General features: G+C 65.7%; 20 protein-coding genes and 1 tRNA gene. 8 read left to right on the top strand and 13 right to left on the bottom strand.

The genetic code is table 11. The annotated features are described in order from the left end of the window. Nucleotides 1–39 precede the first annotated feature (39 nt). From rpoC to secE, 10 genes are all read right to left on the bottom strand, one after another. Nucleotides 40–4,269: a DNA-directed RNA polymerase subunit beta' gene (gene rpoC, locus AABA51_RS14660; protein ID WP_338272758.1), complete on the bottom strand. Its 4,230-nt coding sequence runs from the start codon at nucleotides 4,267–4,269 to the stop codon at nucleotides 40–42. 109 nt (nucleotides 4,270–4,378) lie between these two features. Further along, a complete protein-coding gene (gene rpoB / locus AABA51_RS14665) occupies nucleotides 4,379–8,515 on the bottom strand; it encodes a DNA-directed RNA polymerase subunit beta (RefSeq protein WP_338272760.1) in 4,137 nt (1,378 codons plus the stop codon). Between the two features lie 256 nt (nucleotides 8,516–8,771). Beyond that, complete coding sequence (gene rplL / locus AABA51_RS14670; protein WP_338272761.1) at nucleotides 8,772–9,149, bottom strand: 50S ribosomal protein L7/L12; 378 nt, start codon at nucleotides 9,147–9,149, stop codon at nucleotides 8,772–8,774. 64 nt (nucleotides 9,150–9,213) lie between these two features. Further along, nucleotides 9,214–9,726 carry a 50S ribosomal protein L10 gene (rplJ, locus tag AABA51_RS14675; protein ID WP_277822103.1) on the bottom strand — a complete coding sequence of 171 codons (513 nt, stop codon included), beginning with the start codon at nucleotides 9,724–9,726 and terminating at the stop codon, nucleotides 9,214–9,216. A 384-nt stretch (nucleotides 9,727–10,110) separates the two neighbouring features. Next, nucleotides 10,111–10,461 (bottom strand): hypothetical protein, encoded by a 351-nt coding sequence (locus AABA51_RS14680; RefSeq protein WP_338272764.1) that lies wholly within the window; start codon nucleotides 10,459–10,461, stop codon nucleotides 10,111–10,113. Between the two features lie 30 nt (nucleotides 10,462–10,491). Beyond that, nucleotides 10,492–11,262, bottom strand: coding sequence for a hypothetical protein (locus tag AABA51_RS14685; protein WP_338272765.1), 771 nt, complete (start codon nucleotides 11,260–11,262; stop codon nucleotides 10,492–10,494). A gap of 265 nt (nucleotides 11,263–11,527) precedes the next feature. Then, nucleotides 11,528–12,229 carry a 50S ribosomal protein L1 gene (rplA, locus tag AABA51_RS14690; RefSeq protein ID WP_338272767.1) on the bottom strand — a complete coding sequence of 234 codons (702 nt, stop codon included), beginning with the start codon at nucleotides 12,227–12,229 and terminating at the stop codon, nucleotides 11,528–11,530. A gap of 3 nt (nucleotides 12,230–12,232) precedes the next feature. Continuing rightward, a complete protein-coding gene (gene rplK, locus AABA51_RS14695) occupies nucleotides 12,233–12,685 on the bottom strand; it encodes a 50S ribosomal protein L11 (protein WP_338272768.1) in 453 nt (150 codons plus the stop codon). 183 nt (nucleotides 12,686–12,868) lie between these two features. Further along, nucleotides 12,869–13,402, bottom strand: a complete 534-nt coding sequence (gene nusG / locus AABA51_RS14700) for a transcription termination/antitermination protein NusG (RefSeq protein ID WP_338272769.1) — start codon at nucleotides 13,400–13,402, stop codon at nucleotides 12,869–12,871. 208 nt (nucleotides 13,403–13,610) lie between these two features. Continuing rightward, nucleotides 13,611–13,802 (bottom strand): preprotein translocase subunit SecE, encoded by a 192-nt coding sequence (secE, locus tag AABA51_RS14705; RefSeq protein WP_277822116.1) that lies wholly within the window; start codon nucleotides 13,800–13,802, stop codon nucleotides 13,611–13,613. 142 nt (nucleotides 13,803–13,944) lie between these two features. Here secE and AABA51_RS14710 point away from each other — a divergent pair, with 142 nt between their 5' ends. Then, nucleotides 13,945–14,697 (top strand): FkbM family methyltransferase, encoded by a 753-nt coding sequence (locus AABA51_RS14710; protein WP_338272772.1) that lies wholly within the window; start codon nucleotides 13,945–13,947, stop codon nucleotides 14,695–14,697. Nucleotides 14,698–14,778: 81 nt separating this feature from the next. Further along, a complete protein-coding gene (locus AABA51_RS14715; RefSeq protein WP_338272774.1) occupies nucleotides 14,779–16,113 on the top strand; it encodes a methyl-accepting chemotaxis protein in 1,335 nt (444 codons plus the stop codon). Nucleotides 16,114–16,150: 37 nt separating this feature from the next. Here AABA51_RS14715 and AABA51_RS14720 read toward each other — a convergent pair whose 3' ends face one another. Beyond that, nucleotides 16,151–17,521, bottom strand: coding sequence for a cytochrome P450 (locus tag AABA51_RS14720; RefSeq protein ID WP_338272776.1), 1,371 nt, complete (start codon nucleotides 17,519–17,521; stop codon nucleotides 16,151–16,153). 129 nt (nucleotides 17,522–17,650) lie between these two features. Here AABA51_RS14720 and AABA51_RS14725 point away from each other — a divergent pair, with 129 nt between their 5' ends. The 3 genes from AABA51_RS14725 to AABA51_RS14735 all read left to right on the top strand — a co-directional run bounded on the left by AABA51_RS14725 (nucleotide 17,651) and on the right by AABA51_RS14735 (nucleotide 20,517). Then, nucleotides 17,651–18,388, top strand: a complete 738-nt coding sequence (locus AABA51_RS14725; RefSeq protein ID WP_338272778.1) for a hypothetical protein — start codon at nucleotides 17,651–17,653, stop codon at nucleotides 18,386–18,388. A 128-nt stretch (nucleotides 18,389–18,516) separates the two neighbouring features. Further along, a complete protein-coding gene (gene tuf, locus AABA51_RS14730) occupies nucleotides 18,517–19,692 on the top strand; it encodes an elongation factor Tu (RefSeq protein ID WP_338272748.1) in 1,176 nt (391 codons plus the stop codon). Between the two features lie 165 nt (nucleotides 19,693–19,857). Further along, the gene (locus AABA51_RS14735; RefSeq protein WP_338272780.1) at nucleotides 19,858–20,517 is read left to right on the top strand and encodes a CatB-related O-acetyltransferase; all 660 of its coding nucleotides are present in this window, start codon (nucleotides 19,858–19,860) and stop codon (nucleotides 20,515–20,517) included. Nucleotides 20,518–20,672: 155 nt separating this feature from the next. On the opposite strand, the gene AABA51_RS14740 is transcribed toward AABA51_RS14735, so the two are convergent. After that, entirely contained in the window at nucleotides 20,673–21,362 is a 690-nt protein-coding gene (locus AABA51_RS14740) for a lysophospholipid acyltransferase family protein (protein WP_338272782.1), read from the bottom strand. A 120-nt stretch (nucleotides 21,363–21,482) separates the two neighbouring features. Between AABA51_RS14740 and gndA the strand changes: the two genes are divergently transcribed. Both gndA and AABA51_RS14750 read left to right on the top strand, forming a co-directional pair. Then, complete coding sequence (gene gndA, locus AABA51_RS14745) at nucleotides 21,483–22,898, top strand: NADP-dependent phosphogluconate dehydrogenase (RefSeq protein WP_338272784.1); 1,416 nt, start codon at nucleotides 21,483–21,485, stop codon at nucleotides 22,896–22,898. A gap of 58 nt (nucleotides 22,899–22,956) precedes the next feature. Next, nucleotides 22,957–23,032: transfer RNA gene (locus tag AABA51_RS14750), tRNA-Trp, on the top strand. 179 nt (nucleotides 23,033–23,211) lie between these two features. Here AABA51_RS14750 and parC read toward each other — a convergent pair. Further along, entirely contained in the window at nucleotides 23,212–25,527 is a 2,316-nt protein-coding gene (gene parC, locus AABA51_RS14755) for a DNA topoisomerase IV subunit A (protein WP_338272785.1), read from the bottom strand. Between the two features lie 133 nt (nucleotides 25,528–25,660). Between parC and AABA51_RS14760 the strand changes: the two genes are divergently transcribed. Then, nucleotides 25,661–26,158 (top strand): SH3 domain-containing protein, encoded by a 498-nt coding sequence (locus AABA51_RS14760; RefSeq protein WP_338272786.1) that lies wholly within the window; start codon nucleotides 25,661–25,663, stop codon nucleotides 26,156–26,158. Nucleotides 26,159–26,265: the final 107 nt, after the last annotated feature.

Consider the following 26,265-nt stretch of genomic DNA (forward strand, 5'->3'; position numbering starts at 1 on the left):
GGCGGGGCGTTCCTATGTCTCAGGCTCGGGTCCTGCGGATCACTCCGCCGGGCCTTCCTCCGCATCCGCGGTTTCGGCCGGTGCATCCTCGACCACCGGGGCGGCCAGGGCTGCGGCCGCTTCGGCCTCGGCGCGGGCGGCCTCGATCACGGACAGGTCGCGCGTCTTGGCGATCCGCTCCACGTTCTGGGTCGCGCCACCGGTGCCCGCCGGGATCAGGCGGCCGACGATGACGTTCTCCTTGAGACCCACCAGCTTGTCGCGCTTGCCCTGGACCGAGGCTTCGGTGAGCACGCGGGTGGTTTCCTGGAAGGACGCCGCCGAGATGAAGCTGCGGGTCTGCAAGCTTGCCTTGGTGATCCCCAGCAGGATCGGCTGCCCCTCGGCCGGACGACGGCCATCGGCCTCCGCCTTGGCGTTGACGGCATCCAGTTCCGCCTTGTCCACATGCTCGCCCTTGAGGAGCGTGGTTTCCCCGCTCTCGAGGATCTCCCACTTCTGGAGCATCTGGCGGACGATCACCTCGATGTGCTTGTCGTTGATCTTCACGCCCTGCAGACGATAGACCTCCTGCACCTCGTTGATCATGTAGACCGCCAGCGCCTCGACACCCATGATCGCAAGGATGTCATGCGGCGCGGGGTTGCCGTCCATGATGTAATCGCCCTTCTGGACGAAATCGCCCTCGGCCACCGGGATGTGCTTGCCCTTGGGCACCATGTATTCCACGGGCTCCAGGCTCTCGTCGGTCGGAACGATGGTGATCCGGCGCTTGTTCTTGAAGTCGCGGCCGAATTTCACATAACCATCGATCTCCGCGATGATCGCGTGATCCTTGGGACGACGAGCTTCGAACAATTCCGCCACGCGGGGCAGACCCCCGGTGATGTCCTTGGTCTTGGCACCCTCGCGCGGGATACGCGCCACGACCTCGCCGGCCTGGATGGTCTGGCCATCCTCGACCGAAAGGATCGCGTCCACCGACATCGGATAGGTCACCGGGTTGCCCGCATCGTTGCGGACCGGCTCGCCATCTTCGCCCACGATCAGGATCTCGGGCTTGAGCTCGTTGCCCTTGGGCGCGGTGCGCCAATCGGCCACGATCTTCTGGGTCATGCCGGTGGCATCGTCGGTTTCCTCGCGCACGGCGATGCCGCTGACGAGATCGACGTATTTCACCGTCCCGGTCTTTTCCGCGATGATCGGCAGGGTATAGGGGTCCCATTCGAACAGACGGTCGCCGCGCTTGACCTGCGCGCCTTCCTGAACGTGGACCTTGGTGCCGTAGCCCAGCTTGAAGCTGGCGCGCTCGGTGCCCTGGTCGTCGGTCAGGACGAGCTGCATGTTGCGGCCCATCACCACCTGCTCGCCCGCCGGGTTCGCCAGAAGGTTCGGGTTGGCAAAGGTCACCTTGCCCTCGACATTCGCCTCCTGGAAGGACTGCTGGCCACCCTGGGCAACGCCGCCGATGTGGAAGGTCCGCATCGTCAGCTGCGTGCCGGGTTCCCCGATCGACTGGGCCGCGATGATGCCGACGGCCTCGCCGGTGTTCACCTTGGTCCCGCGCGCCAGGTCGCGGCCATAGCAGGTCGCGCAGACGCCCTCTTCAGCCTCGCAGGTCAGCGGGCTGCGGATCAGCGTCGATTGCACGCCTGCCGCTTCCACGGCATCGGCCTTGCGTTCGTCGATCAGCTCGCCCTTGGCGACGATCACCTCGTCGGTGCCGGGCACGCAGATATCCTCGCCCGCGGTGCGGCCCAGGATGCGCTCGGCGAGCGACGCGACCACTTCACCGTCGTTCACGGCCGCCTCGGCGGTGATCGTGTTCTCGGTGCCGCAATCGTCCAGACGCACGATGCAATCCTGCGCCACGTCGACCAGACGACGGGTCAGATAGCCCGAGTTCGCGGTCTTGAGCGCGGTATCCGACAGACCCTTGCGGGCGCCGTGGGTCGAGTTGAAGTATTCAAGAACGGTCAGACCTTCCTTGAAGTTCGAGATGATCGGCGTCTCGATGATCTCTCCGCTCGGCTTGGCCATCAGGCCGCGCATCCCGCCGAGCTGCTTCATCTGCGTGACCGAACCCCGCGCACCGGAATGCGCCATCATGTAGACCGAGTTCGGTTCCATCTCGGCGCCGGTCTCGTCCTTCTTGGGGGCCGAGATCGTGGCCATCATGGCGTCCGTGACCTTGTCGTTGGCCTTGGACCAGGCGTCGATTACCTTGTTGTACTTTTCGCCCTGGGTGATCAGGCCGTCCATGTACTGCTGTTCGAATTCCTTGACCTGGTCGCGGGTCTCTTCGACCAGCGTCCACTTGGTTTCGGGAATGACCATGTCGTCCTTGCCGAAGGAGATCCCGGCCTTGAACGCTTCCTTGAAGCCCATGCCCATGATCTGGTCGCAGAAGATGACCGATTCCTTCTGACCGCAGTAGCGGTAGACGGTGTCGATGACCTGCTGCACTTCCTTCTTGCGGAGCAGACGGTTGACCAGCTCGAACGGCGCCTTGGCGTTCAGCGGCAACAGATCGCCCAAAAGAACGCGGCCGGGCGTGGTGTCATACCGCTTCCAGACCTCGTTGCCTTCCTCGTCGATCTGCTTGACGCGCGCCTTGACCTTGGAGTGCAGATGCACCTCGCCCGCGTCGAGCGCATGGCGCACTTCGTCCACATTGGCAAAGACCATGCCTTCGCCCTTCATGCCCTCGCGTTCCAGCGTGACATAGTAAAGGCCAAGGATCATGTCCTGCGACGGAACGATGATCGGGGCGCCGTTGGCGGGCGACAGAACGTTGTTCGTCGACATCATCAGCACGCGCGCTTCCAGCTGGGCCTCGAGGCTCAGCGGAACGTGAACAGCCATCTGGTCACCGTCGAAGTCGGCGTTGAAGGCCGAACAGACCAGCGGGTGCAGCTGGATCGCCTTGCCTTCGATCAGGATCGGCTCGAAGGCCTGGATGCCCAGACGGTGCAGCGTCGGCGCGCGGTTCAACAGAACCGGATGCTCGCGGATCACCTCGTCCAGGATGTCCCAGACCTCGGGACGTTCCTTTTCCACCAGCTTCTTGGCCTGCTTGACGGTGCTCGAAAGCCCCTTGGCCTCGAGCCGCGAGTAGATGAACGGCTTGAACAGTTCGAGCGCCATCTTCTTGGGCAGGCCGCACTGGTGCAGCTTCAGTTCCGGGCCGGTCACGATGACCGAACGGCCGGAAAAGTCGACGCGCTTGCCGAGAAGGTTCTGACGGAACCGGCCCTGCTTGCCCTTGAGCATGTCCGACAGCGACTTCAGCGGGCGCTTGTTGGCCCCCGTGATGACGCGGCCGCGACGGCCGTTGTCGAACAGCGCATCGACCGATTCCTGCAGCATCCGCTTTTCGTTGCGGATGATGATGTCGGGCGCGCGCAATTCGATCAGCCGCTTGAGACGGTTGTTGCGGTTGATGACCCGGCGATAGAGGTCGTTGAGATCCGAGGTCGCGAACCGGCCGCCATCCAGCGGCACCAGCGGGCGCAGTTCCGGCGGGATCACGGGAATGACGGTCAGAACCATCCATTCCGGGCGGTTGCCGGATTCGAGGAAATTCTCGACGATCTTGAGCCGCTTGATGATCTTCTTGGGCTTCAGTTCGCCGGTGGCTTCCTTGAGCTCTTCGCGCAGGTTGGCGGCTTCGGCCTCGAGGTCGATGTTCGCCAGCATCTCGCGGATCGCTTCGGCCCCGATATTGGCGCTGAACGCATCCGCGCCATAGGCGTCCTGCGCATCGAGGAATTCTTCCTCGGTCAGGAGCTGGCCATAGCTCAGATCGGTCAGACCCGGCTCGATCACCACGTAATTCTCGAAATAGAGGATGCGTTCCAGGTCACGCAGCGTCATGTCGAGCATCAGGCCGATCCGGCTGGGCAGCGACTTGAGGAACCAGATGTGGGCGACGGGCGCGGCCAGTTCGATATGGCCCATGCGCTCGCGGCGGACCTTTTGCAGGGTCACTTCCACGCCGCACTTTTCGCAGACGACGCCGCGATACTTCATCCGCTTGTACTTGCCGCACAAGCATTCGTAATCCTTGATCGGCCCGAAGATGCGGGCGCAGAACAGGCCGTCGCGCTCGGGCTTGAAGGTCCGGTAGTTGATCGTCTCGGGCTTCTTGATCTCGCCGAAGGACCAGCTGAGGATGCGCTCGGGGCTCGCCAGAGAGACCTTGATCTCATCGAAAGCCTTGGGCGGGGTCAGCGGGTTGAACGGGTTGTTGGTCAGTTCCTGGTTCATCTTGATACCTCGAATATCGGGCGGGAGAGAGAGGGGCAGGTGCGCCGACCGGCGCACCCTACGGGCCATGGGTAGGGTGCGCCTTCAGGCGCACCGAAACCCTTCGCCCTTATTCCTCGTCCTCCGCATCCAGGAGTTCCATGTTGAGGCCCAGACCCCGGACCTCCTTGACGAGAACGTTGAACGATTCTGGCACGCCGGCCTCGAAATTGTCCTCGCCCTTGACGATCGACTCGTAGACCTTGGTCCGGCCCGCCACGTCGTCCGACTTCACCGTCAGCATCTCCTGCAAGGTGTAGGCGGCACCATAGGCTTCCAGTGCCCAGACCTCCATCTCGCCGAAACGCTGGCCGCCGAACTGCGCCTTGCCGCCCAGCGGCTGCTGGGTGACGAGCGAATACGGACCCGTCGAACGCGCGTGGATCTTGTCGTCCACCAGGTGGTGCAGCTTGAGCAGGTACTTGACGCCCACGGTCACCTTGCGGGCGAATTTCTCGCCCGTGCGCCCGTCGAACAGGTCCGACTGGCCCGAGGTGTCGAAACCGGCCCGCGTCAGCGCATCGTTGACATCGGCCTCCTTGGCACCGTCGAAGACGGGCGTGGCGATCGGAACACCGCGGGTGACATTGCCCGCCGCTTCGAGGATCTCCTGCTCGTCCTTGTCGCCGAACGCGTCGCGGTAGGTGTCTTCGCCATAGGCGATCTTGAGCGCGTCACGCACCGGCGTCATGTCGCCCGAGCGGCGGTATTCGTCCAGCGCCTCGTCGATCTGGATGCCCAGACCGCGCGCGGCCCAGCCCATATGCGTCTCGAGGATCTGGCCGACGTTCATCCGCGACGGCACGCCCAGCGGGTTCAGCACGAAATCGACCGGGGTGCCATCCGCGAGGAACGGCATGTCCTCCATCGGCACCACCTTGGAAATCACGCCCTTGTTGCCGTGACGGCCAGCCATCTTGTCGCCGGGCTGGAGCTTGCGCTTCACGGCGATGAAGACCTTGACCATCTTCATCACGCCGGGGGGCAGATCGTCGCCGCGACGGACCTTTTCGACCTTGTCCTCGAACCGGTGATCGAGCGCGCGCTTCTGCGCCTCGAACTGCTGGTTCAGCGCCTCGACCTCGGCCGCGTCCTTCTCGTCGCCGAGTGCGAGCTGCCACCACTGGCCACGGCTGAGCGTCTCCAGCAACTCCTCGGTGATCTCGGAGCCGGCCTTGATGCCCTTGGGCCCTTTCACCGCGGTCTTGCCGAGGATCATGGACTTCAGACGCGCATAGATGTTGCGCTCGAGGATGGTCAGCTCGTCGTCCCGGTCACGGGCCAGACGTTCCACTTCCTCGCGCTCGATCTGCAGCGCGCGCTCGTCCTTTTCCACACCATGGCGGTTGAAGACGCGCACTTCCACGACCGTGCCGAAATCGCCGGGCGGCAGGCGCAGCGACGTGTCGCGCACGTCCGATGCCTTTTCGCCGAAGATCGCGCGCAGCAGTTTTTCCTCGGGCGTCATCGGGCTTTCGCCCTTGGGGGTGATCTTGCCCACAAGGATGTCGCCCGGGCCGACCTCGGCGCCGATATAGACGATGCCCGCCTCGTCGAGGTTGCGAAGCGCTTCCTCGCCGACGTTGGGGATATCGCGGGTGATTTCCTCGGGCCCGAGCTTGGTATCGCGGGCGGCGACCTCGAATTCCTCGATATGGATCGAGGTAAACACGTCATCGCGCACGATCCGCTCGGAAATCAGGATCGAGTCTTCGTAGTTGTAGCCGTTCCACGGCATGAAGGCGACGACGACGTTCTTGCCGAGCGCCAGTTCCCCCATGTCGGTCGACGGGCCATCGGCGATCACCTCGCCCTTGGACACCTTGTCACCCACCTTCACCAGCGGGCGCTGATTGATGCAGGTGTTCTGGTTCGAGCGCTGGAATTTCCGCAGGCGGTAGATGTCCACGCCCGCGTCACCCAGTTCCAGATCCTCGGTGGCGCGGACCACGATCCGCTGCGCGTCGACCTGGTCGATGATCCCGGCGCGCCGCGCCTGGATCGCCGCACCGGAATCGATGGCGACCTTGGATTCGATGCCGGTCCCGACAAAGGGCGCATCGGCCTGCAACAGCGGCACGGCCTGACGCTGCATGTTCGAGCCCATCAGCGCGCGGTTCGCGTCGTCATTTTCCAGGAACGGAATGAGCGAGGCGGCAACCGACACCAGCTGCTTGGGCGACACGTCGATCAGGTCGACCTGCTCGCGGGGTGCAAGCGTGTATTCGCCCGACTGGCGGGTGTTGACCATCTCGTTCTCGAACCGGCCCTCGCCCGACAGATGCGCGTTGGCCTGCGCCACGGTGTGGCGCATTTCCTCGGTCGCGGACATGTAGACGACCTCGTCGGTCACCTGCGCATCCTTCACCTTGCGGTAGGGGGTTTCGATGAAGCCGTACTTGTTCACCCGCGCAAAGGTGGCGAGCGAGTTGATCAGACCGATGTTCGGCCCTTCGGGCGTCTCGATCGGGCACATCCGGCCATAGTGGGTCGGGTGCACGTCGCGCACCTCGAAGCCCGCGCGCTCGCGGGTCAGACCGCCCGGCCCAAGCGCCGACAGACGCCGCTTGTGCGTCACTTCGGACAGCGGGTTGGTCTGGTCCATGAACTGCGACAGCTGGCTCGAACCGAAGAATTCGCGCACCGAAGCCGCTGCAGGCTTGGCGTTGATCAGATCCTGCGGCATCACCGTGTCGATCTCGACCGACGACATCCGCTCCTTGATCGCGCGCTCCATGCGCAGCAGACCGACGCGATACTGGTTCTCCATCAATTCGCCGACCGACCGCACGCGGCGGTTGCCCAGGTGGTCGATGTCGTCGATATCGCCCTTGCCGTCGCGCAGTTCCACCAGCGCCTTGATGCAGGCGATGATGTCCTCGCGGCGCAGCGTGCGCTGCGTGTCGGCGGCATCGAGATCCAGACGCATGTTCATCTTGACCCGGCCCACGGCCGACAGGTCGTAGCGCTCGCTGTCAAAGAACAACTGGTTGAACAGGGTCGAGGCCGCTTCGACGGTCGGCGGCTCGCCCGGGCGCATCACGCGATAGATGTCCATCAGCGCGCCGTCGCGGTTCATGTTCTTGTCGACGGCCATCGTGTTGCGGATATAGGCGCCGACATTGATGTTATCGATGTCGAGCACCGGGATCTCGGTGATCCCCGCATCCAGCAATTCCTTGAGCGTGCCGCCCGAAACCTCGCCATCGCGGCCGATTTCCCAGGTCAGCTCGTCCCCGGCCTCGACGTAGATCGCGCCGGTTTCCTCGTCGATGATGTCCTTGGCGACGAACCGGCCCACGATCTGCTCGAAGGGCAACAGCAGTTCCTTCACCTTCGCTTCGTCGATCAGCTTCTTGACCGTGCGCGGCGTGACCTTGTCGCCGGCCTTGGCGATCACTTCGCCCGTGGCGGCATCGACCAGGTCAAAGGTCGGGCGCGTGCCCCGCACCCGCTCGGGGAAGAACCGCGTGACCCAGCCACGGTTCTTTTCGAGCTTGAAGGTGACGGTGTCGTAATAGGCATCCATGATGCCTTCCTGGTCCAGCCCCAGCGCATAAAGCAGCGTCGTGACCGGCAGCTTGCGGCGGCGGTCGATGCGGGCAAAGACGATGTCCTTGGCGTCGAATTCGAAATCGAGCCACGAGCCGCGATAGGGAATGATCCGGCAGGCGAACAGCAGACGCCCCGAAGAATGCGTCTTGCCCTTGTCGTGGTCGAAGAACACGCCGGGCGACCGGTGCATCTGGGACACGATCACGCGCTCGGTGCCGTTGACGATAAAGGTGCCGTTGGGCGTCATCAGGGGCATGTCGCCCATGAACACGTCCTGTTCCTTGATGTCCTTGACCGATTTGGCCCCGGTGTCCTCGTCGACATCGAACACGATCAGGCGCAGGGTGACCTTGAGCGGCGCGGCATAGGTAAGGTCGCGCTGCTGGCACTCGTCCACGTCGAACTTTGGCTGTTCGAGCTCGTATTTCACGAACTCCAGAACGGCGGTCTCGTTGAAATCCTTGATCGGAAAAACCGACTGGAAAACGCCCATGATCCCTTCGCCGTCGGCGGGCTTTTCGCCGTCGCCGGACTTGAGGAACAGGTCATAGGAGGATTTCTGCACCTCGATCAGGTTCGGCATCTCCAGCACTTCGCGGATTTTGCCGTAGAATTTGCGGATACGTTTCTGGCCTGCGTAGGTCTGAGCCATGCTCTCGCGCACCTTTCGATGTGTTTCGCTGTGCCGCTCTCACCGCCGGGGCCTCGGTGGAACAGCACCATGAAACAAGACGTGACGGATCAATCTGCTTGCCGTCCCACCGGCAAATCCCGATCCCGTTGCCACCGTCTTGGAAAACGCCCCGCGGGGCCCTTGCCAAGACGCGGATGGCTGGACCCGGATCTCTCCGGGCCCAGCCTTTTTGGGTCCCGCCCGGCCACATGGACCGGGGGGATATGCTTTGGCCTCAGGCCAGCTCGACCTCTGCGCCAGCTGCTTCCAGCTTGGCCTTGATGTCTTCTGCTTCTGCCTTGGCAACGCCTTCCTTGACCTTGCCGCCAGCTTCCACGAGGTCCTTGGCTTCTTTCAGGCCCAGACCGGTGATCGCGCGCACTTCCTTGATCACGTTGATCTTCTGTGCGCCTGCGTTCTTGAGGACGACGTCGAATTCGGTCTTTTCCTCTTCGGCTGCAGCACCGGCGTCGCCGACGGGGCCTGCCATCATCACGGCGCCGCCAGCGGCGGGCTCGATGCCGTATTCATCCTTGAGGATGGTCTTGAGTTCCTGAGCCTGCAACAGGGTCAGGTTGACGATCTCTTCTGCGAGTTTCTTCAGATCAGCCATTTTTCAGGTTCCGTATGTAGGTATGGGGTTCCAACGCCGCAAGCGGCGGGTCTCGATCGGGTGCTTACGCCGCCTTCTCTTCGATGGTCGAAAGGATGGAGGCGATATTGGAAGCAGGGGCGCCAATGGCACCGGCGATGTTCGAAGCGGGCGCGCCGATGCAGCCGACGATCGAAGCGATGAGCTCCTCGCGCGACGGCATCTTCGCGACGGCCTTCACACCGTCGGCATTCAGAACGGTCCCACCCATCGCACCGCCGAGGATGACATACTTGTCATTGGCCTTGGCGTACTCGTCCGCGGCCTTGGCGGCTGCGACCGGGTCTTCGGAATAGGCGAGAACGGTCATGCCCGTCAGAAGGTCCGCGATGCCAGCGACATCGGTGCCTTCAAGGGCGATCTTGGCGAGCCTGTTCTTGGCGACACGCACGGCCCCGCCTGCATCGCGAACGCGTGCACGCAGATCCTGCATCTCGGCAACCGTGAGGCCCTGGTAGTGTGCCACCACCACGACGCCAGAGCTTTCGAAGATCTGGCCGAGTTCCTCGACCACTTTCTCTTTCTGGGCTCTATCCACAGGTTTACTCCAGTTTGGGGCCCCGACATGATCGGATGGCCCCGGCTCAGTTCTACCGGATCGCTCCGGCGGTTTTGGTCCGCTTGCGCAACGGAACCAGAGACCGCCAGGCGCTCGAACGGTCGAGCCCTCGGTTGTCTGACCTGATCCCGTCTCAGGCAGGATTTAACGGGTGCAACACCCAACCCACCGTCTCGGACGAAAGACAACAAGGGGCGACGAATCGCCCCTTGCAGCCAGCGTCCTCCCTAGACCCATTCGCGCAGGGTGCCAAGCCCCGAAAGATAGGGTGATGGCTCCGTCCGGAACGAAAACGGCACCGGCGCGCAGGCACCGGTGCCGAACCATCACGCCTGCGATCGCAGCGCCGCAGGCACCGCCGGATCAGAGAAACCCGGCTAGGATAGACGCGACAAAGGACGAGGACACGGTGATCGGCGCACCGCCACCCCCAGGCGTCACGGTGATCGTGGTGCCACCAGCCGACACCGTGATCGTCGTGCCGCTGGGCAGGGTCGCCGTCGTGCCGCCCCCGGCCGTGGGCGTTTCGGTCAGCGAACCACCGCCAAAAAGAACGGACCGCGCTTCGGCAAAGGCGGCGGCCACCACGGTCGTGGTGCCCGGCGTGAACACATCCACCGCGTTGGGCGTGCTCGACCCACCGGCCTGCGCGCCGGACGCGGCAAAGAGGGCACCGGCAAAAGCCAGCCCGGTCATGATCTTGCGAAAACTCATGCTCATTCTCCCCGGATTAGCGCGCGGCGCTCAGAATGCCAGCGACAGGCCCAGCGCGACCTGCTGGCGGTTGGTGTTGTCGGTCACGTCATAGACACCCAGCGACAGCCCCGCACCCGCCAGTTGCGGGATCGACAGGCTCAAGCCCATGTTCACCTGCGTCTCGGTGAAGGAGATGCTGCCCGACAGGTTCTGGGTCAGACCCATGCCCACGCCGAAAAATGCGCCCGGCCCGGCCCGGCCCCGCCCGTCATCCGACAGGGTCGACGCGCTGCCATAGCCAAAGGTGTATTGCACCGGCAGTTCCACGCCATTGGCGAGCTGATACGCCTGGATATGCGAAACGGCCGCGACATAGGTCGTGTCACCCCGACGCGCGACACCCCAGGGCAGGACATTGCCCGCCCCCACCGACGCAAACGTGGCCGAGCTTCCGCCCGCCCGCAGCATCCGCGACAGGCTGAGGGAGACGCTGCCGGCATCCCCGAACGGGTCGAGGCCAAGGACATTGATCGCCACCTGCGCGCTGACGCCGCTGACCGGATTGCCAAAGGCATAGCCAAGGCTCAGATCTCCATCATCATCCGACGACTTCACCCCACCGCGCGGGGTGACATAGCTCAGCGCGGCAAAGGCGGTGCCATTGGGTGCCGACACGGCCGAGGTCGCGCCGAAGACGGACGGGAAAGCCAGTGAAGCTGAGGGGCTGGGCTGCGCCTGCAACGGCGCGGCGCCACCGGTGACCGAAGCCCCGTCCTGCGCCTGCGCACTCAGGCCGAACACACCCAGCGCAACAGCCAATGCGATAGTCGAAACATGGCGATACATCGCGAAACCCTACTCGATACTCGTGGTTGACCCGACGCTACACCAATCCAAAGACGAATGTCCTCCCCCAAAGTGGGGAAAATCCGATACTAAAGTCCGCGCTTGTGGCAAATCGGGCACGATCATCGTCACGCACCCCGATGACCTGCCGCAATTCCGGGCAAAACCCCGACCCGCAAAGCAAAAGGGCACGCGCTATGGCGTGCCCTTTCAGGTCTTTTCACCGATCAGGCGGCGTTCAGCCTGCGCTGGTCGCGCTGTCGAGGCTGACCGAAACGCCCGGCCCCATGGTGGAGCTCAGCGAGATCCGCTTGAGATAGGCACCCTTGGCACCCGCCGGCTTGGCCTTGGACACCGCATCCACGAAGGCGCGGATGTTCTGGGCCAGCTGCTCTTCGCCAAAGCTCACCTTGCCGACGCCTGCATGGATCACGCCGGCCTTCTCGACCTTGAACTGCACCTGGCCGCCCTTGGCCGCCTCGACGGCTTCCTTGACGTCCATGGTGACGGTCCCGATCTTGGGGTTCGGCATCAGGTTGCGCGGGCCCAGGATCTTGCCCAGGCGACCGACGATCGGCATCATGTCCGGCGTGGCGATGCAGCGGTCGAAATCGATCGTGCCGCCCTGGATCGTTTCCATCAGGTCTTCCGCCCCGACGACATCCGCACCGGCGGCCTTGGCTTCATCGGCCTTGGCACCACGGGCGAACACGGCGACGCGCACGGTCTTGCCGGTGCCGTTGGGCAGGTTCACCGTGCCACGGACCATCTGGTCGGCGTGACGCGGGTCGACGCCCAGGTTCATGGCGATCTCGACGGTCTCGTCGAACTTGGCCGAGGCATTCGCCTTGATCAGCGCGACGGCTTCCTCGATCGAGATGTCTTCCTTGCCGTCAAAGGCGGCGCGGGCGGCCTGCAGGCGCTTTGCGATCTTCCCCATGGCTTACCCTTTCACCTCGATACCCATCGACTTCGCGGAGCCGAGGATGATCTTCATTGCCGATTCGACGTCATTCGCGCTCAGGTCGACCATCTTGGCCTCCGCGATCTCGCGCAGCTGTGCCGCGGTGATCGAAGCGATGTTGACGCGACCGGGCTTGTCACCGCCGCGCGGACGGTTGCGCTTGCCCACGGGCTTCAGGCCCGCTGCCTTCTTGAGGAAATAGGACGCCGGGGGCGTCTTGATGTCCATCGTGAAGGACTTGTCCTGGTAATAGGTGATCACGGTCGGGCACGGTGCGCCGGGCTCCATGTCTGCGGTCTTGGCGTTGAACGCCTTGCAGAATTCCATGATGTTGATGCCGCGCTGACCCAATGCGGGGCCGACCGGCGGGGACGGGGTGGCTTGCCCCGCCTTGATTTGCAGCTTCATCTTGCCAGCAAGTTTCTTGGCCATCTTGGCCTCTCCTTTTCTCAACAGCCGCAGGGCGCGCCCCTTGGCCTTTGTCGATGTGGTGCGGTCCGGCCTTCGCGAAGACCTCGCCTCCCACATGGGAATGCCGCGCATGCGCGACAGGCTGGGCGCATAGACCGTTACGCCCCGCCATGCAAGCCCCGGCGGCGTGTCGCCGCCCGGCCCTTACATCTGCTTGGAGACCTGCGTGAACTCCAGCTCGACCGGCGTTGCCCGGCCAAAGATCGACACCGACACCTTCAGGCGCTGGTTGTCCTCGTCGACCTCTTCGACCATGCCGTCGAAATCCTCGAACGGGCCTTCGTTGACCTTGACCTTCTCGCCGATCTCGAAGGTGATCGTCGAACGCGGCGTGGCCTCGCCTTCCTCGACGCGGTTCAGGATCGCGTTGACCTCATCGTCGCGCATCGGCATCGGGCGGCCCTGCGGACCCAGAAAACCGGTGACCCGCGCGATGGAATTGATCGCGTGATAGGCGCGGTCGGTCATCTCCATCCGCACCAGAACGTAACCGGGCATGAAGCGGCGCGGCACGGTGACCTTCTTGCCGCGACGGATCTCGATCACTTCCTCTTCGGGAACCAGAACCTCTTCGATCTCGTCCTGAAGGCCCTTCTCGGCCACGGCCGTGCGGATCTGCTCGGCGATCCGCTTCTCGAAATTCGAAAGGACGCTGACGGAATACCACCGCTTCGCCATGGCCGATTTCCCCTTGGTTCTCGCAGCGCGCGCAGCGCCGATGTAACTGTCACTTCCCCGGCCCGCGCCGGGTGCGCCTTCCGTCCGGACACGACTGGAGAGAGCATGGGCGCGTCACTGTCGATGTCGGGGGAAGATCATGCGTGCATACGCCCAGCCCGCGCCGATGGCAAGCCCGCAGACGATAGCCCGAACGCGTCCTGCGCGATCAGCCGAAAACGGTCAGGATCAGTTCCAGACCCTGCCGGATCAGGAAATCCACGAAAAAGAAGAAGATCGCGAAAACGACCGCCATCAGGAACACCATCGCCGTCGTCACCAGCACCTCGCGGCGCGAGGGCCAGACCACCTTGGCGATCTCGCTGCGGGTCTGCTGGAGGAACTGGAACGGGTTGGCCATGCGTATTCTCCGGGTCGATCCCGCGCCATATACGCAAGGGCCGCCCCCTGCGCAAGGCGGCCCCCCGCATCATCGCCCATGGACGTGGCCCTCCGGGCGCATATCTCCCAAAGGGCCGCAGCCGATCCCGAGGACCCGCCCGATGCCCGACACATCCCGCCCGCGTGCCGTCACGGGTATCGCCCGGTCGCTTCGGGTCTATCACCGCGATGCCGACCGCACCCGGCGCATGGATGCGCTGAACGCCACCTTCGTCAAACCCGGCGGCCTCGTCTTCGACATCGGCGCGCATGTGGGCGACCGCGTGGCCAGCTTCCGGCGTCTGGGCGCGCGGGTCGTGGCCGTCGACCCCCAGCCCGTCGCCCTGCGCGCCCTGCGCCTCATGTTCCGCAACGATCCCGGCGTGACGCTGGTTCCGGGCGCTGTCGGCGCGGCCCCCGGCACCGCGCGCATGTTCCTCAACACCGCCAATCCAACCGTCTCCACCCTGTCGCAGGATTTCATCGCCGCCGCCGACGGCGCCCCCGGCTGGGAGGGTCAGACATGGGACAGCGCCCAGGATGTCGCGGTCACCACGCTTGACGCATTGATCGCCGCCCATGGCCTGCCCGATTTCGTCAAGATCGACGTCGAAGGCCACGAAGCCGCGGTTCTCGCGGGCCTCTCCCACCCCCTTCCCGCCTTTTCGTTCGAGATCACCACGATCCAGCGCGACGCGGCCCTCGACGCGCTCGACCGCGCCACAGCCCTTGGCGATTACCGCTTCAACCTGTCCCTGGGTGAGGATCACACCCTGACCCTGCCCGACTGGGTCGATGCGGCCCGCATGGCCGAAACAATCCGCGCCCTGCCCCATGCCGCCAATTCCGGCGATGTCTACGCCCGGAGGCTCTGACCGCCCCGTCCCGCACTAAACTTCGGCGTGTATCCACCGTTGTTCTGAACGAGTATTCCCGGACAGACGGACACGACCACCATGGACACCACACATCACGGCCTATCCGAGGCCGATGCCGCCCTGCTCGCGATGGTCGATCGCACGCAGGCCGTCATTCATTTCACCACCGACGGCACGATCCTTCAGGCCAATGCGAATTTCCTCGCCGCCCTCGATTACACCGCCGATGCCGTCATCGGTCGCCATCACCGCATCTTCGTCGATCCCAGCTATGCCGCCAGCCCGGAATATGCCGATTTCTGGCACCGCCTGCGCGCGGGCGACATCTTTACCGACCAGTTTCCCCGCCTGACCCGGACCGGCCGCCGCATCTGGATCCAGGCCACCTATGCGCCCGTCCTCGACGCGACGGGCAAGATCACGCGCGTCGTCAAGGTGGCCACCGATGTGACCGCGCGCCGCGACGCCGTCGAAAGCCTGGCCGAGGGCCTCGAACGCCTGAGCGAGGGCGATCTGACCCAGCGCCTGCCGGTCAGCGACATTCCCGATCTCGCGATCCTTGCCGAAACCTTCAACCGCACCTCCGGCAACCTGACCACCCTGATCGGGCGCGTGGGCAAGGTCACGGGCGCGGTCGGCAGCATCAGCTCCGAGATTCGCGACGCCTCCGAAAACCTGTCGGGCCGCACGACCAGCCAGGCCTCCGCCCTTGGCCAGACCGCCGCCGCCGTCGAACAGCTCACCTCGACCGTCCGCTCCGCCGCCGCCGAGGCCGAACAGGCCGACGGCATCGCCCAGCGCACCCGCGACCTGACCGAAGGCAGCGGCGCGATCTTCCGCAACGCCATCGACGCGATGGGCCTGATCCAGCAATCCTCCGCCCGCATCTCCAAGATCGTCAGCGCCATCGACGCCATCGCCGTGCAAACGAACCTCCTCGCGCTCAACGCCGCGATCGAGGCGGCGCGCGCAGGCAGCGCCGGGCGCGGCTTTGCCGTCGTCGCGCAGGAAGTCCGCCAACTCGCCCAGCGCAGCTCCGATTCGGCCCGCGAGATCAACGAGCTGATCGCCGAAAGCGCGCGTCATGTCGAAAACGGCGTGGGCCTCGTGAACCGCGCAGGCAAGGATATCAGCACCGTCTTCGAAGGGGTCGGCAACCTGTCGGAAACGGTGGGCCGGATCGCGACGGGCCTCGCCGCGCAGGCCAGCACCCTCGCCCAGATCAACGATGCGGTGTCGCAACTCGACGGGCTCACGCAGGAAAACGCCGAAATGGCGGTCGAAAGCACGAATGCCGCGCGGCTCCTGTCGGGGGCTTCCGAAACCCTCTCGCGCGAAGTGGCGCAGTTCCGCATCACCCCGTCCGACACGGCGGGCCTCGGCGGGCATCCCTATCTGATGGCGGCGCAATAGCCGTCACCGACCCCCAAAGCCGAAAGCGGGGGGCCGTTCAGACGGCCTCGACCTCCAGCCACACCCCGCCCTCGGGCCGCAGCGTCAGGATCATCACCGGGCGCGGGCCCCGACCAGGCACGGCCCGGAACCGGAACCGCGCCAGCAAGGTGGCCAGGATGACCACGGCCTCCTGCATGGCGAACCGCGCTCCGATGCAGATGCGCGGCCCATCGCCAAAGGGCAGGTATTGGTAGCGGTCGATCTCCGCGCGCGCCGCCCAACGGTCGGGGCGAAAGGCGTCGGGCTCCTCCCACAGCCGCCGATGCCGATGCAGGCCATAGACCGGGATCATCACCGTATCCCCCCGCCGGATTTCGGCCCCGGCGAGCCGGTCGCGGTCCTGCGCCGTGCGCGACAGAAAGCCCCCCGGCGGGTAGAGCCTCAGCGCCTCCTCCACCACCTGCCGCACGAAAGGCAGCCGCGCCACATCCTCGGCCCCTGCCGCGCGCGCGCCCAGAACCTCGCGCGCCTCGGCCCCCGCGCGCGCCTGCACCTCGGGGTCGAAGGCACAGAGATAGAGCGCCCATGCCAATGTCAGCGCCGTCGTCTCATGGCCCGCCACGATGAAGGTCAACAGGTTCTCGCGCAGCTCGCTTGTGGTCATGCGCCGCCCCGTCTCGGGGTCCGTCGCCGCCAGCAACAGGTCCATCAGGTCCGGGATGGGCCGGGGCCCTTCGACGGCGCGGCGGGCAATGGCCGCCTCCATGTCCCCCTGCAACCGCGACAGCTCCGCCACCGCCACCTGCCGCCCCGGGCGCGGCACCCAACCGGGCAACCCCAGAACATCCAGCAGACTGACCCGTGCCGCGCTGTCGATATAGGCATCAAGCGCCGCCCCCACCTCCTGCCGGTCGATCCCCTCCCGGTCCGACAAGGTGACATCCGCGATCACGTCAAAGGTCGCGCCGACCATCTCGTCCACCGCGTTGATCGCGCGCCGCCCGACGGCGGCCCCGATCCGCGCCACGGCCGCCTCGGCGGCGCGCGTCATCACCGGGGTCAGCGCATCGACATTGCGCGCGGCAAAGGCAGGGGCCGCCGCCCGCCGCTGCCAACGCCAGTGATCGCCCTCGGCCACGAACAGGCTGTCGCCCAGCGCGGGCCGCAGGATGGATTTCGTCACCTCCGATTTCGGATAGCTCTCGACCCGTTCCAGCAGGATGCGCCGGATCGACGGCGGGTCCATCACCATGTGCCAGCGATCCGGCCCCGTGCGTCCCGACAGGATCGGCACCTCCAGCGCCGCCTCGGGAATGATCGACAAGATGTTGTCGCGCGCGGCGCGGTAGCTGGCCAAAATCCCCATCGGGGCGCGGGGCAGCTCTGCCGCGACCGGCAGGCGGGGATCGGGTATGACGCTCTTCATGCAAAGACCCCGACGGACATCTTGCCGATCAAGATAGCGTCAGACATCCCCCCTGCCAGCCGGGTGCGTTTGCGTCCCGCCCCGCGCTGCGCTATCCCCGTCCCAGCCTTTTCGCTGCCGGAGCCTCGCATGATCCGCCGATTGACCCGTTTCGCCCCGCTCGCGCTCTTCGTGGCCCTCACCGGCTGCGGCGCGGCCCCCGATCCGTTGACGGACGAGCTGCCGAACATGGGCGATTTCCGGCTGGGTCACAATATCGTGGTCGCCGACAACATGCAGCAGGTGCCGCCCTCCCGCGAAGCCTCCGCCGAGGAATGGACCGCCATCCTCACCTCCGAGATCGCGCGCCGCTTCGGCCCCTACGAGGGCGACAGGCTCTATCACCTGGGCATCGCCATCGACGGCTATGCGCTCGCCCCGCCGGGCATTCCCCTGATCATGAACCCGCGCTCGATCCTCGTGCTCTCGGTCAATGTCTGGGATGACGCGGCGGGCGTGAAACTCCACGAGGAACCCGAACAGATCGTCATCTTCGAAGGCGCCTCTGCCGAAACCGCCGTGATCGGCTCGGGCATCGCCCGCTCCCGTGAAGAACAGATGCAGGTGCTCGCGCGCAATGCCGCCCGCCAGATCCAGCGCTGGATGCTGGAAAATCCCGAATGGTTCAGCGTCGATCCCGATGCGCCGCCCTTCCGCGCCGCCCCCGTCGCGGGCGAAGCCGTGGCCCTGCCCCCGGTCGAACCGGTGCCGGTGGACCCGGCCGCGCCGCCCCAGCTGCCCGCCGAAACCGACGCCCCCGTCACCGCCGTCACCCCGGTCGAGGCCCTCATCCTGCCCGTGTCGCCGCGCACCCCCTCGGTGCCCTGAACGCATCGGGCCGATATGCCTTTATCGGCTTGATTTTTCCCCGCGACCCGACTACCTCGCCCGCGATGTTGAACCGGGCCCTCGCATGATCCGCGCGGCGGCCCCCGAACGGACAAGGTGCGAGGGCCATGGCAAAGGCAAAGTTTGAACGTAACAAGCCGCATGTGAACATCGGCACGATTGGTCACGTGGACCACGGCAAGACGACGCTGACGGCGGCGATCACGAAGTATTTCGGCGAATTCCGGGCCTATGACCAGATCGACGGCGCGCCCGAGGAAAAGGCACGCGGGATCACGATCTCGACCGCGCACGTGGAATACGAGACCGAGGCGCGCCACTACGCGCACGTCGACTGCCCCGGCCACGCCGACTACGTGAAGAACATGATCACCGGTGCCGCGCAGATGGACGGCGCGATCCTGGTGGTGAACGCGGCCGACGGCCCGATGCCCCAGACCCGCGAGCACATCCTGCTGGCGCGCCAGGTGGGCGTTCCCGCGCTCGTCGTGTTCATGAACAAGGTGGACCAGGTCGACGATCCGGAGCTTCTGGAACTCGTCGAGATGGAAATCCGCGAGCTTCTGTCCTCCTACGACTTCCCCGGCGACGACATTCCGATCGTCTCGGGCTCGGCTCTGGCCGCGATGGAAGGCCGTGACGCCGACATCGGCGAGAACAAGATCCGCGAACTGATGGCGGCGGTTGACGCCTATATCCCGACGCCCGCGCGCGCCGTGGACCAGCCCTTCCTGATGCCGATCGAAGACGTGTTCTCGATCTCGGGCCGCGGCACCGTGGTGACCGGCCGCGTCGAGCGTGGCGTGATCAACGTCGGCGACGAAATCGAGATCGTGGGCATCCGCGACACCAAGAAGACGACCTGCACGGGCGTGGAAATGTTCCGCAAACTGCTGGATCGTGGTGAGGCGGGCGACAACATCGGCGCGCTGCTGCGCGGTGTGGACCGTGAAGGCGTGGAGCGCGGCCAGGTGCTGTGCAAGCCCGGCTCGGTGAAGCCGCACACGAAGTTCGAGGCCGAAGCCTACATCCTGACCAAGGAAGAGGGTGGCCGTCACACGCCGTTCTTCGCGAACTACCGCCCGCAGTTCTACTTCCGCACGACGGACGTGACCGGGACGGTTCAGCTGCCCGAGGGCACCGAGATGGTGATGCCCGGCGACAACCTGAAGTTCACGGTCGAGCTGATCGCGCCGATCGCGATGGAAGACGGCCTGCGCTTCGCCATCCGCGAAGGCGGCCGCACGGTTGGTGCCGGCGTGGTGTCGAAGATCATCGAGTGATCCACAGGATCACCCGACAAGAAAGGGCCGCCTCCGGGCGGCCCTTTTGCTTTTTGGCACAAGATACGCTACGTCCGCCCCATCCCGCGATGGAGGCCGACATGGACAAGACCCCGCTCTGACCCCGTTTCACGCCCGAAACCCCCTCAGACGACAGGTCCCTCCATGCCCTCTGCACCCCCCTTCGCGCGGCCCGATGCCGTCCATCCCGTCACCCTGCCCGATGGCAGTGCCCATCCCGGCACCACCTACCTGCGCGCCGTCATCGACCACCCAAGGATCGAGATCGGCGGCTATACCTATGCCTCGGCCCATCATCCGCCCGCGGACTGGGCCGCCCATATCGCCCCCTACACCTATCCCTTCAGCCCCGAGAAACTGGTGATCGGGCGCTTTTGCCAGATCGCCGATGGCGCGCTTTTCGTCACCGCCTCGGCCAACCACCGGCATGACGGGTTTTCCACCTATCCCTTCGCCATCTTCGGCGGTGGGGAAGCGGCGGGGCGGCCCTCGCTGCCGGGTCCGGGCCCCGACACGATCATCGGCCATGATGTCTGGATCGGCACCCGCGCCACCATCCTGCCCGGCGCGCGGATCGGCTCGGGCACGATCATCGGCGCGGGCGCGGTGGTTGCGGGCGATATCCCGGCCTACAGCCTTGTTGCGGGCAATCCGGCCCGGGTGATCCGGCCGCGGTTCGAGGCCAGGACCATCGCCCGGCTTCTGGAGATCGCATGGTGGGATTGGCCCATCGACCGCATCCTTGCGGCCGAGGCCGCGATCTGTGGCGCCGATCTTGCGGCGCTCGAGGCAATCCGCCCCTGACGCCGGGCGGCCCCGGCCATGCGGTGCGCCGTGACAGGCGCACCCTACGCCAGTGTTCCGATCATCTCTGTAGGGTGCGCCTTCAGGCGCACCCTACGCCAATGTTCCGGTCTTCGCCGTAGGGTGCGCCTTAAGGCGCACCAGCCCCAAACCGCTCACCGCCCGACCCGCGCATCGGCCTGTGCCGTCACATCATCCATGAAGGCCCCCAATTCGGCGGCCAAAGCCTCGCCTTCCTCCTCGCTGAACCGGGGCGGCACCGCGCGGTCCCAGACCCGCCACAGCATCGCGATCCGCCCGAAGGGCAACGGGAACATCAGCCTGTCCCAGGTCCGCCAATACCACGCCCGCGAGGTCGAAAAGGTGAAGACCACCACCGGCACCTGCGCCGTGCGCGCCCATTGGATCGGCGTCACCTTGGCCACCCGCGCAGGCCCGCGCGGCCCGTCGGGCGATATGCCGATGGACACGCCCTCCTTCAGGCCGCGCAGAACATCGCGCATCTGCGCGGCCCCCCAATGCCCCTTGGGCATCGGCACCGTTCCATAGCCAAAGGCGCGGTGCATCCAGCCCACCAACCGCCCCGCCCGCCCGGCCGAGGTCAGGCTCCGGCACGGCGCCTGCGCCAGGTCGAACATCCACGGCGTCAGCATGATCCGCTGATGCCAGCACACGATGATCACCGCGCCATGCGTCTCGATCAGCCGCGCCACCGCCTCCCAGCCATCCGCCTCCCGGCGCGAGCTGCGATAGACCAGCTCCAGCCAGAGCCGGAACAGCCCTGCCGCCGCCCGGTTCAACGCGGGGCTCGAAACGATCCTTTGGCGCAGCGTATCCTGTCGCATGGGGCTCCCTTCCCTCGGGTTTCCTTGAACGGCTTCGCGCGCAGCGTCAATCCGGCCCGGGCGCTGGAACCTTCGCCTGCGGCGCACTAGGCTGCACCCGCGAACACCGGAGGACATCAGATGGACGACAGGCGCGACACGGCGGAAATCGGGTTGATCGGGCTCGGCACCATGGGCGCGAACCTCGCCCTCAACATCGCCGAAACAGGTCACCGGATCGCCGTCTTCAACCGCACCCAAAGCCGCACCCGCGCTTTCGTCGACGGGGCGGGCGATCTCTCCGCGATGATCGTGCCCACCCCCGACCTTGTCAGCTTCGTCGCCGCCATCGCGCGCCCGCGCCGGATCATCCTGATGGTGCCGGCGGGCAAGGCGGTGGATGACCAGATCGCGGCCCTTCTGCCCCATCTCGATGCGGGCGACGTGATCGTCGATGCCGGCAATTCCGATTGGCAGGACACGGGCCGCCGCGCCCGCGCGCTGGCCGCACAGGGATTCGATTTTCTCGGCCTGGGCGTCTCGGGCGGGGCCGAGGGGGCGCGCAACGGCCCCTCGATGATGGCGGGTGGAACCGACCGCGCCTATGCCGCGCTCGACCCCGTCCTGCGCCTCATAGCCGCCCGGTTCCAGCGCACCCCCTGTGTCGCCCATCTCGGCCCCGAGGGCGCGGGCCATTACGTCAAGATGGTCCATAACGGCATCGAATACGCCGACATGCAGATGATCGCGGAAATCTACGGCCTGATGCGCGACGGCATGGACCGGACCGCGCCCCAGATCGCCACGAGCTTCGCCCGCTGGAACGAGGGGCCGCTTGCCTCCTACCTCGTCGAGATCACCGCCGAGGTGGCCGACACGATGGACCCCGAGGCGGAAAAACCCCTCCTCGACCTGATCCGCGACAGCGCCGGGCAAAAGGGCACGGGCCGCTGGACCGTGATCGACGCCCAGAGGCGTGCCGCCCCCCTTCCGGCGGTCGAGGCGGCGGTGACGGCCCGCGTCCTGTCGGGCGACAGCGACCTGCGCCATCGTGGGGCCGGGATCTTCGGCAAAGCCGATCCGCTCGACCTGTCCGACGCCGATCTCGAAAGCGCCCTGATCGCGGGCAAGATCATCGCCTATGCGCAGGGCTTCTCGCTCCTCGCCAAGGCCAGCACCGAAGAGGATTGGTCCCTCCCCCTGCCGCGCATCGCGGAAATCTGGCGGGCGGGCTGCATCATCCGTTCCGCCATGCTCGACGACATGGCCCGCGCCCTGGCCGAGGCGCCCGAGGCGCAGCTGGCCTTCGCCCCCGCCTTCGCCGACCGGCTGCGCACCCATGTGCCTGCGCTCAGACGCGTGGTGGCGGCGGCCAGCCTCGCCGGATTGCCCGTGCCCGCGCTCGCCTCGGGGCTGTCGTGGTTCGACACGCTCCGCCAGCCGCGCGGCACCGCGAACCTGATCCAGGGCCTGCGCGACCGCTTCGGGGCGCATGGCTTCGAGCGGATCGACCGCCCCGGCGAAACCGATCTGCACGGACCGTGGGGGACGGGCTGAATCTGGTCCAAGACATCTGGACAAGCGCCGCGATCCGCCCTATCCCGCGCATCGGCCTAGGGGTGTAGCTCAGTTGGTAGAGCAGCGGATTCCAAATCCGCAGGCCGGGGGTTCGAGTCCCTCCGCCCCTGCCACTTTCCGTTCCATGGCATGAATGACCCGACGCGCGGCACGTGATGTCCGCGCCATCACGCCCGTGTCCCGACACGGATCAAGCGCGCTTTCCGTGACCCTATGCTGTAGTTACGGATGCACGACAGGTTCCCTACGCCATCCCTACGGCATCCTGACAGCCGTTTCGGGGCTTTTGGCCTCAGGTGAACCGATTGTCCCGCGGAAAGCCGCGCGGCGCCATCCGGCCCGCGCTAGCGCGCTTGGCCTGCCATTCGGCAAGCTCCGTCTCGCTCCGCGTGCGCCCCGCCGGGTCGAGCCAGGACAAGCCGTTCGCCAGCACGAAACTCCGCGCATCGGCCAGGCCGCCATCCTTGTATTTCTGCAACCGGACACCCTTGCCCCGCCCCATCTCCGGCAGCTCTTCCAACAGGAAAATCAAGAGCTTGCGGTTCTCGCCCACCACGGCCACGGCATCGTCACCCGCCGCGATCGCGCGGCAGACGCGGGCGCTGACGCCCTCGCCCAGGTTCAGCACCTGCTTGCCCGCACGGGTTTGGGCCACCATCTCGGCCTCGGGCACCACGAACCCATCCCCGGCAGAGGAGGCAACCAGCAGTTTCCCCTCGGGCCGATGGACGAAAAGATCAACGATTTCAGCCTCGTTGGGCAAATCCACCATCAGCCGCAACGGCTCGCCCAGACCGCGCCCGCCGGGCAGATTGGCCGCCGAAAGCGTATAGGCGCGGCCCGCCGTCGAGAAGATCAACAGCTTGTCCGTCGTCTCCGCATGGAACAGGAACCGCCCCTCGTCGCCGTCGCGGAATTTCATCTCCGTCGACAGGTCGATGTGACCCTTCATCGCCCGGATCCAACCCATCTTGGAACAGACGATCGTGATCGGCTCGCGCTCGATCATCGCCTCGATCGGCACCTCGGCGACCTCGCCCGCTTCGGCGAAACCGGTGCGCCGCGCGCCGCCTTCGGACTTGGCCCCGAACTTTGCGCGAACCTCCCGTAATTCCTCGGAAATCCGGTTCCATTGCAGGCTGTCAGAGGCCAGCAGATCCTCAAGCCCCGCGCGCTCTTCCATCAGCGCGTCGCGTTCGCGGATCAGCTCCATTTCCTCCAGCCGCCGCAAGGACCGCAGGCGCATGTTCAGGATCGCCTCGGCCTGAACCTCGGTCAGTTCGCCATCGCCGGGCAGCGGTGTCTTGTAGTCGCGTTCCGACGTGGCGCGGACATGGTCGCGGCCCCAATCCTCGCGCATCAGCGCGGCCTTGGGGTCGTCGTCGTAGCGGATGATGTCGATCACCCGGTCGAGGTTGAGGAAGGCGATGATGAAGCCTTCGAGCACCTCGAGCCGGTGGTCGATCTTTTCCATCCGGTGGCGCGACCGGCGGATCAGCACGTCGCGGCGGTGGTCGAGGAAGGCGCGCAGCACTTCCTTGAGCGAACAGACCTTGGGCGTGCGGCCATCGATCAACACGTTCATGTTGAGCGAAAACCGCGTCTCCAGCTCCGACTGGCGGAACAGCGTCGCCATCAGCACCTCGGGGTCGACGGTGCGCGCGCGGGGTTCGAGCACGATGCGGATATCATCGGCGCTCTCGTCGCGCACATCGGCGAGAATGGGCACTTTCTTGGTCTGGATCAGCTCGGCAAGTCGCTCGATCAGCTTGGATTTCTGCACCTGGTAGGGGATTTCGGTGACCACGATCTGCCAGGTGCCGCGGCCCTGATCCTCCACCTCCCACTTGGCGCGCAGGCGGAAGGCCCCGCGCCCGGTGGCATAGGTTTCGACCATGCTTTCGCGCGGTTCCACGATGATGCCGCCGGTCGGAAAATCGGGGCCCTGCACGTAGTTGAGAAGCGTCTCGTCGCGGGCGTCGGGTGTCTTGATCAGATGCAGGCAGGCGGCGATCAATTCATCGAGATTGTGGGGCGGGATATTGGTCGCCATCCCCACCGCGATACCCGATGACCCATTGGCGAGCAGGTTCGGCACGGCGGCGGGCAGAACCTCGGGTTCCTCGAGCGTGCCGTCGTAATTGGGGCGGAAATCGACGGCATTCTCGTCGAGGCCCTGCATCAATGCCTCGGCCACCGCTGTCATCCGCGCCTCGGTGTAGCGGGAGGCCGCCGGGTTATCGCCATCGATGTTGCCGAAATTGCCCTGCCCGTCCACGAGCGGGTAGCGGATGACGAAATCCTGCGCCAGTCGCGCCATGGCGTCATAGATCGCGGCATCGCCGTGGGGGTGGTAGTTCCCCATCACGTCGCCCGAAATCTTGGCCGATTTGCGGAAGCCCCCGTTGGAGGAAAGCCGCAACTCGCGCATCGCGTAAAGGATGCGGCGGTGAACCGGTTTCAACCCGTCGCGCGCATCGGGCAGCGCGCGGTGCATGATCGTGGAGAGCGCATATTGCAGGTAGCGCGTGCCGATCGCCCGGGCCAAAGGCTCGGACGTCTGGCGGGCATCGCCCCCTGCATCTTGTGTGTCATCCTGATCGGCCATCTAGCGGTCGTGATACGCCAGCGGGGCTGGCCCGTCCAGCGGGGAAAACAGGGGGGGTAGGCAAATCCGGAGTCGGCGAATCGTGCGAGCGTTGCGTATAACACCCTGATTATGAGGGAAGTTCTGGTGTCTCATGTTACGATTGTCCCTGCTGCTGGGGGCCGCGATTTACGCGGGCCTCGTGATCCTGCCCGAGCGTCTGCCCGCGCGGAGCGGTGTCGCCGACCCGGCTGATCCACCGAATTCAACCCCGAAACGGGGCAGCGCCGTGCAGGCACCGCGTGACATCCTGATCACGGCGGATGGCCGCCACCTGCCCATCAGCGCCATCATTTCGCCGACGGAAACGGTCGGCGGTGCGCTGATCGCGCTTGCCACGACCCGACCGGTCGAGACGGTGACGGTGTCCGCCTCTGTCGGACTGGCCGAACCCCCGCTGGTCGAGGTGACGGGGCGGCAGGTGAACCTGCGGGACAGCCCGTCGACCCAAGGCGCGGTGCTGACCGCCCTGGGACAGGGGGAAAGGGCCGAGCTGATCGGGGCGGATGGCAACGGCTGGGTCCTGATCCGCGCGGTGGCGACGGGGATCGAGGGCTACATGTCCGACCAATTCGTGGCGGTGGTGAATTGAGGGGGTTTGGACCGCGCGAGGTTGGTCGGGGCTAATATCGGGCATGCCTTGAGGGAGGGAAAGAAAGACCCGTATCGCATTGTGGAATGATTCAGAGCGAAAATCCG

The sequence above is a fragment of the Roseicyclus marinus genome (assembly GCF_036322625.1).
Lineage (GTDB): Bacteria > Pseudomonadota > Alphaproteobacteria > Rhodobacterales > Rhodobacteraceae > Roseicyclus > Roseicyclus marinus_A.